Source organism: Priestia sp. SIMBA_032, assembly GCF_046535215.1.
Classification (GTDB): Bacteria; Bacillota; Bacilli; order Bacillales; family Bacillaceae_H; genus Priestia; species Priestia aryabhattai.
In genome coordinates this window covers 1-236 of sequence record NZ_JAWRXD010001547.1, presented here as the reverse complement: position 1 = coordinate 236, position 236 = coordinate 1, and the positions used below count along the sequence as shown (strand labels likewise).

Below are 236 nucleotides of genomic sequence, written 5' to 3'. Positions count from 1 at the left end.
GCAAACAAGTGGCGTGAAAATTACGATTAAAGGAGAAGGTTTCACGCCAGGACCACACGGACTACATGTACATGAAATCGGAGAGTGTAAGGCACCTCGTTTTGAATCATCCGGGAATCATTTTAATCCTGATGATAAAAAACATGGTCTTCTTAATCCGAAGGGTGCAGAAAACGGTGATTTACCGAACGTAGTTGCAGATGGTTCTGGGAAGATTAAAGCGGAAATCGATGCAC

General features: G+C 43.2%; 1 pseudogene. It reads left to right on the top strand.

Going from position 1 to position 236, the window contains the following annotated elements:
• A pseudogene (sodC, locus tag SB717_RS39465) lies at positions 1 to 236 on the top strand (superoxide dismutase [Cu-Zn]); the annotation flags it as partial.